Source organism: Marinospirillum sp. (genome assembly GCF_014859565.1).
Genome location: NZ_JACUUA010000016.1, coordinates 26,559 through 36,318 on the forward strand (window position 1 = coordinate 26,559; position 9,760 = coordinate 36,318).

The 9,760-nt window shown below is 50.7% G+C and carries 12 protein-coding genes; all 12 read left to right on the top strand.

What is annotated here, in order from left to right; genetic code table 11:
* Positions 1-3 precede the first annotated feature (3 nt).
* Positions 4-543, top strand: coding sequence for a hypothetical protein (locus IBX50_RS04200; RefSeq protein ID WP_292253611.1), 540 nt, complete (start codon positions 4-6; stop codon positions 541-543).
* A gap of 176 nt (positions 544-719) precedes the next feature.
* Positions 720-1,427, top strand: coding sequence for a hypothetical protein (locus tag IBX50_RS04205; protein WP_292253614.1), 708 nt, complete (start codon positions 720-722; stop codon positions 1,425-1,427).
* A 489-nt stretch (positions 1,428-1,916) separates the two neighbouring features.
* On the top strand, positions 1,917-3,491 hold the full coding sequence (locus IBX50_RS04210) for a hypothetical protein (RefSeq protein WP_292253617.1): 1,575 nt from the start codon (positions 1,917-1,919) through the stop codon (positions 3,489-3,491).
* 64 nt (positions 3,492-3,555) lie between these two features.
* Entirely contained in the window at positions 3,556-3,870 is a 315-nt protein-coding gene (locus IBX50_RS04215) for a hypothetical protein (protein ID WP_292253618.1), read from the top strand.
* 14 nt (positions 3,871-3,884) lie between these two features.
* Positions 3,885-5,450, top strand: coding sequence for a hypothetical protein (locus IBX50_RS04220; RefSeq protein ID WP_292253620.1), 1,566 nt, complete (start codon positions 3,885-3,887; stop codon positions 5,448-5,450).
* Between the two features lie 15 nt (positions 5,451-5,465).
* On the top strand, positions 5,466-6,119 hold the full coding sequence (locus IBX50_RS04225; protein ID WP_292253621.1) for a hypothetical protein: 654 nt from the start codon (positions 5,466-5,468) through the stop codon (positions 6,117-6,119).
* 3 nt (positions 6,120-6,122) lie between these two features.
* Complete coding sequence (locus tag IBX50_RS04230) at positions 6,123-6,689, top strand: hypothetical protein (protein WP_292253622.1); 567 nt, start codon at positions 6,123-6,125, stop codon at positions 6,687-6,689.
* Between the two features lie 14 nt (positions 6,690-6,703).
* Entirely contained in the window at positions 6,704-7,207 is a 504-nt protein-coding gene (locus IBX50_RS04235) for a hypothetical protein (protein WP_292253623.1), read from the top strand.
* 57 nt (positions 7,208-7,264) lie between these two features.
* Positions 7,265-7,843, top strand: coding sequence for a hypothetical protein (locus IBX50_RS04240; protein WP_292253624.1), 579 nt, complete (start codon positions 7,265-7,267; stop codon positions 7,841-7,843).
* A complete protein-coding gene (locus IBX50_RS04245) occupies positions 7,843-8,355 on the top strand; it encodes a hypothetical protein (RefSeq protein WP_292253626.1) in 513 nt (170 codons plus the stop codon). Before IBX50_RS04240 ends, IBX50_RS04245 begins: the two co-directional genes overlap by 1 nt.
* Positions 8,356-8,572: 217 nt before the next feature.
* On the top strand, positions 8,573-9,349 hold the full coding sequence (locus IBX50_RS04250; RefSeq protein ID WP_292253629.1) for a hypothetical protein: 777 nt from the start codon (positions 8,573-8,575) through the stop codon (positions 9,347-9,349).
* Between the two features lie 132 nt (positions 9,350-9,481).
* On the top strand, positions 9,482-9,760 hold a 279-nt coding region (locus IBX50_RS04255; RefSeq protein ID WP_292253630.1), incomplete at its 3' end, for a hypothetical protein.

The window sequence follows — 9,760 nt, forward strand, 5'->3', positions numbered from 1 at the left end:
TAGATGGCCTTATCTCCTAGTGTTGCCTCTGAATTGATCTGGCTGGCCTATCAGAATGTTGCCGGTATTGATGCTTCGGGAAAGCCAGCACCCGGAATTCCGTCCGGTGACTTCCCGCTGAACTGGTCTGCTGCCTACAGTACCTATGCAGCCGATGGCGTTGTTTTGGGCGCGGATAATAATGGTGGGGATGCGGGCATTCTTGAGGCATTTTTCAAGAGCGGATTCCCGAATAGCTCTGCAACAATCACGCTGTTTGCAACCGCGCTTGCAGAATACTGGTCAACAATTGCTGTTCTGCCCAACATTCCTTCTCACGGTGGGATTAGTGTAATTAGTGTATCAAATGACTCAATGACTTTTATACCGTTGTTTGAAGCAGCCATTATTGCAAGTATGTCATCCGTGGAAAAAACACCCTCATTCATGGATATTATTGAAAATATTGAAACTATCGCTGTTTCACAAATAACGTGGACAGTAACAGAGCTAATGCCAGGTGCTCCTCCTGCGCCTGCATCCTTCCCGGAGAAAATTGCATGACATGGACAAGTAAAACCCTTGCAGACACCATGCCCAGTGTTTTTTCTGGCGCCAGCAAACAACTTGCATCAGCACAAAAGGAACTAGCTGCGATTGATGCAGCCATTGCCCAGATGCAGGGTAGGCTTGCCGAGGCGCAGAACCAGGCCGCTGCAGTAGACGAACTGGTCAATAGCATGGCATCCAGCGCAGCAGAAAGCGGGATTTATTATCTTAAGCTGGCATCAGATACTGGAAGCTGGAACGAGAGGGTGCTTAATGCCACCGGAGCGCCCCCCAGGGACGCGAACGCATTCACGGCGATAGTCTGCACCATCGTGCTCACAACCAGCTCTGAGGGAGCTGAGAATGCCGTTACAGCAATCAAGGATGCAGCCACCAAGGTGTTTGAACCACCAAAGCCAAGAATTAAGCTGCCCCCCGTGGCAATGCCGCCTGAACCACCGCCACCTGAATTGCCTGAACCTGAAGAACCGCCTGAAAACGAATGGAAATCTGTCACTGTTGCTGACATTTTTCCCGGTGTTCGCAATACAACCCTTGGTGCATCCTCCAAGGTTGCCCGTATTGTTGAGCAGCTTTCCGGTGGGATTGAAGATTTTCAGGCAAAAAAACAGGATCTTGAGCAGCTTGTTTCTGAAACTCAGTCTCTGGTTGATACGCTGGCCAGCACTGGCACCTATGCTTTTCTTGCTGCGCCGGAAACGACACCTTCCGCAGATTGGTACGAGCGGATGACTTCGATCAGTGAGGAAAATGGTAGGCCGCCGTTTAATCCATCGTTATACAGCTCAGGAACGGTCACTGTAGTTACTGCGAGTAATTATTTTGAGTTATTGAGTCGTTTCTCAAAAATAACTTCTGCAATAAATACTAGCATTTGATTTTATGTGGTTTCCGTATTATTTGCGGTTTAATGCTTTTTTGCTTGCTGTTAGTGTAGCCTCAGTGCAACATCATCAGGCTATGTTACACTGCCCTGTAAACCGCTCCAATACTGGCTTTCAGCGTTTTTACTTGGCTCATAGTGTAACCTGTGTAACCTAATATCCTATGTTGGTCTCAGAAAAAATAACTATGTGTAGGGTTATTTATTATTGAGGTTAATATAGGCACCTAGGGTACACAGGCTACACAGGTTACACTGCATTTTTTATTTTCCAAAATAAACAAAGACTTAGGGTTTTTTCTTGGTTTTTCAGAGGCTACACAGGTTACACTGAGCGATGAACATGCCCACCGGAAGGCAGGAATCGAAACTTTCCTTGTGTTAACTATGGAAGCGCCTGGATTTCTTGTTATCATTGTGAGGTGTAAATAAAATTCGGCCTCCGAACGGCCTGTATCAGCAAACCTACTGGAGAAACATCAGTATGAGCAGCAACACTGAGAAATACCTGCAGCAGCAGACCGACCGGATGCGCCGCGCCAAGGAAATCAATAGCGCCGTTATTGCCCCTCAGCATGACGGTGCTGCGTTTCTGGGTAATGAGGCTGAGCGTAACGCCAACCTCGAAGCCGCTGTATCTGGAACCATTTACGAAAGCCTGGGCAAAGCTGGCCCCATGATTCTTGGCGCTCACGCCAACGCTGTGCGTGACTATGCTCGCCAGCGCGGACGTATGCCCAGCACAGATGTTCTGGCTGGCGTTCACCAGACCATCGAAAACATGATCGGCTCTAATGCCGAAGGTCAAACAGGGCAGGTTTTTGAAAGCGTTTCCAGCATGAACACCACGGATGGCGTAATCCTGCGTGACCACATGGTTGCACTGGTTATGCCTGTGCAGTTGATGACCATCACCAATGACATGGTGACATCTGTTCCTGCCAATTATGACCGCTCTGAAATTTTCAAAGTGGTTCGCCGTGCCGGTTCGACCTTTGGTGATCTGGCTGCAGGTGATCGCATTGATGAGTCGTTCAACGGTCAGTACGGATCAATGGATCAGCGCAAGCTAGCAGGCACTGGTGACGGCATTGCAACCCAGTTTGTGCATGATGTCACGCAGCCGCTGAAAAAATCCGGCTCTCAAGCGGGCGGTTATATCCGCGTGTATCTTGATCGTGAGCTGGTTGGCTCTGATGACGGCAAAGGTAATATCTACGGGCCCGGCCTAGCGGCATCGTCTGTCAACTACGATACTGGTGTTATCACTGTCAACTTCACTGCCGCACCGGCAAGCGGACTTGAAGTGCATGTTGGTTATGACATTAACATCGAAAAAAGCCCCAGCAGCATCCCGACTGTTGAGCACGAAATTATGTCCTGGACAATCATGCCACACGAAGCCGCTATTCGTGGCGAGGTATCGCTGCAGTCCCTGTATGCAGCCCGCCGCGAATACAACATGGATCTGACCAGTATGACCCTGAGCGCTATGCGCAATATCATGGCTGCTGATAAAGACCGTAAGCGCCTCAATGATATGTGGTTCTTTGCGAAAGGGTCCACTGAATGGCTGATGACTGTGCCTGCTAATCAGTATTACCACGAGCATTACGAAACCATCCGTGAAACCCTGCTGCAGATCAGCACTGATTTGATGTCTGCAAACAAGCGCTCCGGTCTGGTTGGTCTCGTTGCAGGTAAGTCAGCCTGCAACCTGTTCCGCAGCCTGAAAGATCCTCATTTCCGTGCAGCCCCCGGCTACCGCGAAGTGCCGCAGCCGCATTACGTTGGCAAGCTGTTTGGCATGTGGGATCTGTACTGTGATCCGCAAGCAGAAGAGTGGGAAGCCCTGTGCTATGCCCGTGGTCGTAATCACGGCGAAGCAGGCTATGTTGCTGCTGATGCCATTAGCGGTGTGCCACTGAAGCACCCTGTTGGCACTGACATGAAGTTCCGTGACACCCTGTGGGAGTTGGCTTATCGTGACCTGCACCCGGACAACGGGCGTGACTGGTTCACCAAGCTGGTGATTACTCACACTGGCGGTGGCAGCTAATCCTCTGATTCGCTAACATAAAACTGAGGCTGCCCTTCGCCGGGCGGCCAAAGGAGAGCAAGCAATGCTGATTATTAACAATCCCACGGTCAACAAAATTGATACCCGTGTAGGTGCGCGTCAGATCCATATTCTGCCAAAGCAATCCGGACAGCAGTTTGAAATGACTGATCAGGAATCCAAGGTGCTTCAAGCGCGACTGAAGTCTCGCTATCCGGCGATTACTTTTGGCTCCAAGGTAGCAGAGCCTGCACCTGCCAAGCCTGATCCTGAGCCTGTAAAGCCGGTTAATGAATCCAAGGTAGCAGAGCCTGCGCCTGCCAATGCCCAGAACAGCAATGCAAACAAAGCACCTGCAAACGGCAAGCGCAACAACTAACAGGGTGATTTAGCATGATCAAAAATACAATCACCAACGCAGCGGATATTAGCGTCCTGCGTTTGATTGACAACAACTACAAGACGGGCGGTGGCCCAGCCTCCGTATCCGGTACCGTGGTTGTTGCCAGTAAAGGGCCGGTCGGACAGGTCTTCCAGGTCACTAATGACAACTGGGAGGTAAAGCTTGGTCGCCCTCTACCTAAGTCTCATGGACTTGGTGCTGAGGGCTTGCGCCACTTGGCTGCGGCTGCTGAGCATGCCAGTTACGTGCAGGTTGTGCGTGTGGTTGATGCTGCGTATCGCTTCCCGTCCGTGGCAGTTCAGGCTGCTAACCCGCTTACACCAGAAGTCGCTGTTACAGTTAAGTCTGAGCACGCTGCTGGCGCGGAAATTTTGCCAGCCGCTGAAGATATTATGGTTTTCTTCATCAAAGACGGCGACCCATCGTCTCACCGGCAGTTGGAGATTTCCAATGTTGATGTTGCCACAAACCGCTTCACTGTAACCCTGTGGGGCAAAGATGCGGCAAATGAAGATGCTATTCTGGAAAGTTACACGGCCTCGTTGGATGAAGATGCCCGTGACGATATGGGTGTGCCTATCTTCATTGAATCTCTTCTGGAAACAGCTTCCGAGCGCTTGGGCGTGGTTATCGGTGATACAGGTATTGAAGACCTTGTTGCTGTTACCAAAGTCTACTTTGAAGGTGGCGATAACGGCGGATACCCAGAAACAGCTGACTGGCAGGCGGCTTGGAATCTGCTGGCTGACGACCGTGTTTATCTGAATAACGTGTTTCAGGCTGGCAACTACGATCCGATTGTTATTGGCCATGTGGCTGATATTGCCCGTGGTCGCTACATTCAGCACTTCTTTGATGCGCCTCCATACCTCAAGCATAGTGATGCCATTGACTGGATCAAGGATGCCGGTATCCAAGGCCGCCAGAACGTATGTATCTGGGGTGCTTACACTGCAACTGACCCGTGGTACGGCGGTAAAGGCTTATGGGGATTCAGTGGTGATGCTGCTGCTGCGCGTGCGCGTGCAAATGCCAACTTCAGTGGCCCTGTGCCTGGTGTTTATTACACCATTGCCGGAACCAAGCGCGGTACGATCAATCGCCGTGGCGTGAAGCCGCTCTATCCTGACGACCTGATCAACAAGGATGACCTATACACTGCCCGTATCAACCCGATTCTGGCAAGCGACAGTGGTGTTGGTGTGTACATCGGTGATTCGCTGGCTATGCACTTTGAGCAGAACTACAAGCGCTTCGAGTGGATCAGTTCACTGGACAACCATATCACCCACCAGTTTATTGAAGGTGCCAGTTATGCCAAGTTTGAGCCGGACGGCCTGACCCTTCAGATCCTGACCGACATCATGCAGGGTATTCTGGAGCCTCTGACAACTGCTGGTGCGATTGTCACGCCACGGAATCCCGATGTTGATGGCGATGAGCCTTATCGCATCCGTATTTATCAGGCAGAAATTGACCTGTGGATGGTTGAGTGGGATTATTGCCCTGTGGGTGCTGCACGGCGTATCGCTGGCCAGCCAATGCTTATCAAGTAACGGAGCGTTAAAAGCATGTTTGAACTTAATGAAGACAACACTTTCGGCCAGTTTAGCGCCTCGCATACCGGAAAAAAACCTGCCGGTCACGAACAGCCTTCTGAAGGTGTTTATGAGGCGGCCATCACTGACTTTGCTGAAAGCCAGTTGCGTGCCGAAGCGATGGGTATCGCGCTGACCTTCGTTGATGATGGTGAGTTTACCGGGGAGCAGCTGGATGCGCTGCTGATTGGCTTTGTCACTGATGGAGAAGATGAAGACGAGCTTGACGATGATCAGGCTGCCCAGTATGACGCGCTGGCTGAAACCTTGGTTGACGCTTTTGTTGCCCTGGGTGGCTCCAAGTCCAACGCAGAAGCTGCTGTTGGTGGTGATGATGAAGCAGCCAATGATCTTGGTGAGTTTCTTGCCGAAAAAATGGAAGAAAACTCCAAGTCGGATGATGAGATTGTGTCCAAGTTTGCAGTTGAAACCGGCATGATTTTTGAATCCAAAAAGCGCGTTATTCGCGGCGGCAAGGTCAGTTTCATCAAAAAGCGCACCCGCAAGGTTCGCCTGTCCGCTGCCCAGCGTGCTGCACTGAAAAAAGCCCGTAAAAAGGCACATACCAGTGCGGCCAAGCGTGCACGCTTAAAATCAATGCGTGTTCGCAGATCGCGGGGCATGTAATGTATGGCTGTCGGGGTTAGCGATAAATCAGTCAGCCCGCGCCTTATGGCGTTCATCAAAGGAGAGTCAGAGACTGTAGTGGCTCTCCTCGGTGAAGGTGCGACACGCGACCTCACAGCTAACTGGGAAAGCCCGTTTGAGCAGGATAGCGCAGGCGGCGTTTTTCAGAAGACAGGCGGACTGGTTCAAGAGCATACGGGGCGCACATCAAAATCCACCCTGAACAGCACTCAGGTGTGGGGTGGCAATGTTCCGCACAGTTTTAACCTTCCGCTGATCTTTTACGCTTTAAGTGATGCTTACAATGAGGTTCAGGCCGCGATTATCGCTCTTGAGCAGATGACCGCGCCAGAGGTCAACGCTGTTATGCCCGGTGGCAGAATACCCGCTCTTGTGGCGGTCAGTGTTGGACGGATGATCATTTATCCTGAGTGCCACATTGTCAGTATTTCGACTGACGTGTCTGGCCCTAAGTCGAAGGATGGTTATCCGCTTCGCGCAGAGGTCACTTTAAGCGTTCAGACAAAATCCATGCTTAATGCTTCAGATATTCCCGGTTCATTCAGATAATCAAGGGGTAGTAAATGCCTAAAATTACTGGTTCTGTTGGCAATACATCAATGTTCCGCACCCAGTACAACAAAATGGTTGCCAAGGGCGAAGGCTTGATTGGCACCGACTTCAAAATGAGCATTGAGGGGTATGAGGATGTGAGCGAGATCCTTGTGCAAGCTGCCCAGCTGCCCCCGATGAATCGTGAAATGATTGAAACTTACGGCCCCCTCGGAGTACGCTTCCTGCAGGCAGGTAACTACAACAACGCAGCCGAAATTCCAATCACATTCAAGGAGGTTATCAAAGGCGATGTTTACCGCATGATTCGCGACTGGATTGTTAACAAGCGCTACCTCAAGGTGCGCCTGGTAATGACTCCCGAATCGCTCCCATCCGGTGTTGCACCGCTGACCTTTACGCTGCACGACTGCTGGCTTAACCTGGATGGCGTGGATCTGTCCGTGGAAGACCGTGCAGCAATTGTGAAGCCTGCAGGTACACTGATGGCAAATTTCATCGACCCTGAAGTTTAACAACCAAGCTCGCCTATCAGGCGGGCTGCCATTTTTTTACCTGCAAGGTATCCCACCATGACCCCTATGGATCTGCTGGAAGAAGTAAAACGGCGGTTCAGTCCACTGATTGTTGTTGACCCGGTAAAACTTGAAGGTTACTTGCGGCAAGCTCTGCGAACCTACCGCGACCGTGCCGGGGTGATTCGCAATATCGACACATCAGAAAGGGTTATTGTAAGGCCAGCAAATGCACTGGAATTGATCGGTGTGTCGGATGACAACGGGAATTATGTTGATTGCAGAGAGTCCCGTGATGACGTAGAAGGCGAGACACTGGTTCGCTGGCACCTGCTGGTGGATAGCTGTTACAAAGGCCATAGCAAGCCGCCTTACCGCATATGTTACCTGCTGGATCTTGAGGTGCTTGATTTTGAAAATGATCCGCTGCCTAGGGGTATTGTTTCCCTGTTAGGCGATTACCTTGAGTGCCTGATCGACATTGAAAACACCCGCCGGTTCCGCATGGCTGGTGGTACAGCTGAAATACAGGTCGAGTCATTGCGCTCTGACACCGAGTTGCTGGATAGAAAAACAGCACTTGAGCTTGAAATGCAGGAAACCGCAGAAATGCTGCCAATGATGGTGGTGATCTGATGGTCGGTGATTTGAACATGATCAAAGCCATGCGGCAGATCAACAAGCGCATGGTTAATACGGCCTACCGCCATCCGTGGCAGTTCCGGATTGAAATGGATCAAGCACCAAAAGACTTCGACCTGTTTGTCAAAAGCATCAGCCAGGAGCCTTACACGTTGGAAACAAACCCATTTATGGCGGGCGCAACACCCATACATTACCCCAGCGCAGCACAGCCGGTAACGCTGGCCATGACATGCTACGACCATGAAGACGAGCGGATGTACCGCTGGATGGAGGATCGGGTTAACATGGTGGTTAACGCTGACGGCACATGGAATCTGCCTATTGATTATCTGATTACCTGTAAAGTTTTTCGTAGGCTGTATGATGGTAGCGAAGTTTTACGTCAGCACATGCGATTGGTTCCCCTAGTATTGGGCGAGATTACAGAGAGCGTAGATGCCAAAGAAAGCCTTGAATTTCCAATGACTTTCGTGGAATTTCGCGCTGGTTCGGTTGACTATTGAGCGGCTGTAAATGATAATTGAAAAGTCGGTAAGGTTTTCCTGGCCTTGTTGGAGCTGGCTGCACAGTCCGACAACCGCCATTTTATGGCGGATGCAGAAAATACCAGTGGTTGGAAACGCCCTGCGCCTAAAAACGCGGGGCTTTTTTATTGCTGAACAAAACCCGCTCATGCAGTAGAATCAGGTGATAGCCACCCAGACCAAGGCATCCCCTGAAATGCAGATACCACCGCTACAGCTACCATCCAATCCCGAAAAAATAATCTACCTGCGCGAAGCAACCGTAGAAGACTGTGAGTATTTCGCCGAAACAGATTCTTCTGCTGAGGAATCTCTTGCGACAGAGGTTTTAAGCCTCTTGCAGTCAAGCCCCGACAAATACGTTGATCCGCGCACCTGGACGGCTGATGATCGCCGTCTGGCTGCATTTTGGTATTTTATCGCCACCAGCACAGACACCACCATTCACGCGCCTTATGAGTGCCCACACTGCGGCCATGAGCATGATCCGTTGATTGAAATGAAGGATCTCGGCAAAAACTACATGCCAATCACCGGAAGGCCGTGGCGTGATATTGAGCACGAAGGCAAAAAGCTTAAAGTTGTCCCGCACGATGGATTTTTGATGGAGGAGCTTGAGTCTTTGCGAATGCAAATGGACGGGCAAAGCGACAATAAGCAACTGGCAATTATCAAGCGGCATGATCTGGTGGGCACACTGATCGAGCATGGTGATACCGCTGTGCGTGACCGTCGCATTGAAATTATGGAAAAATGGGTAAGAAGCCTTCCTCTTACGTCATTTTTGACACTGAAAGAAAAGCGAGACGCAGCACTAGATTCGATGCGCCACGGGCTGACAACCGGCATCCATGACGGGCGTTTATTTATATGGATAACGGTACACTGTGAAGAAAAAAAGGATGACGTAAACGCCTCTGTGCGTTTGCGTCTGCCCTTTCGGTTGGGTGAGCTGCTTCCGAGACTACTCTAAACGCAGCTGGCAGATCATTCAGGGCAACCTATGCTTATGGGCTGGGCAGCCTGCCGATGGTGTTTTAAGGCTTCCAAAGTCAACAGCGCTTATGCTTGAAAGGCAGCTTAAAAAGAAACTGAAAGGCTCAAAATGAAAGAAGCTGACGTAAAAAATACCGCGCAAGAGGCTGCAGGTGCTGCATCCAGCGTAAGCCCAATAGAGCGAATCGAAAGCCAGGGTGCTGATTATCTTGATCCATCAAAAAATGGTGTTCTGGATGCGCTGAACCGGATTGATAAAAACACGGCTGTACTTCGTCAGAACCATGCCCGTGAAGTAACGGCCAATATTCGAAGTTTGCGCCGTGCCCGCGCCAGCAACCCTAAAATTAAAATAATGCCGGGCTCCACGGTTGCACCCGTGGCACCC

What these genes read in the sequence shown, in the direction of transcription:
- IBX50_RS04225 (WP_292253621.1), top strand. Translation starts at nt 5,466, where the DNA reads ATGTTTGAACTTAATGAAGACAACACTTTCGGCCAGTTTAGCGCCTCG.
- IBX50_RS04220 (WP_292253620.1), top strand. Translation starts at nt 3,885, where the DNA reads ATGATCAAAAATACAATCACCAACGCAGCGGATATTAGCGTCCTGCGT.
- IBX50_RS04215 (WP_292253618.1), top strand. Translation starts at nt 3,556, where the DNA reads ATGCTGATTATTAACAATCCCACGGTCAACAAAATTGATACCCGTGTA.
- IBX50_RS04235 (WP_292253623.1), top strand. Translation starts at nt 6,704, where the DNA reads ATGCCTAAAATTACTGGTTCTGTTGGCAATACATCAATGTTCCGCACC.
- IBX50_RS04230 (WP_292253622.1), top strand. Translation starts at nt 6,123, where the DNA reads ATGGCTGTCGGGGTTAGCGATAAATCAGTCAGCCCGCGCCTTATGGCG.
- IBX50_RS04245 (WP_292253626.1), top strand. Translation starts at nt 7,843, where the DNA reads ATGGTCGGTGATTTGAACATGATCAAAGCCATGCGGCAGATCAACAAG.
- IBX50_RS04210 (WP_292253617.1), top strand. Translation starts at nt 1,917, where the DNA reads ATGAGCAGCAACACTGAGAAATACCTGCAGCAGCAGACCGACCGGATG.
- IBX50_RS04250 (WP_292253629.1), top strand. Translation starts at nt 8,573, where the DNA reads ATGCAGATACCACCGCTACAGCTACCATCCAATCCCGAAAAAATAATC.
- IBX50_RS04240 (WP_292253624.1), top strand. Translation starts at nt 7,265, where the DNA reads ATGACCCCTATGGATCTGCTGGAAGAAGTAAAACGGCGGTTCAGTCCA.
- IBX50_RS04205 (WP_292253614.1), top strand. Translation starts at nt 720, where the DNA reads ATGGCATCCAGCGCAGCAGAAAGCGGGATTTATTATCTTAAGCTGGCA.
- IBX50_RS04200 (WP_292253611.1), top strand. Translation starts at nt 4, where the DNA reads ATGGCCTTATCTCCTAGTGTTGCCTCTGAATTGATCTGGCTGGCCTAT.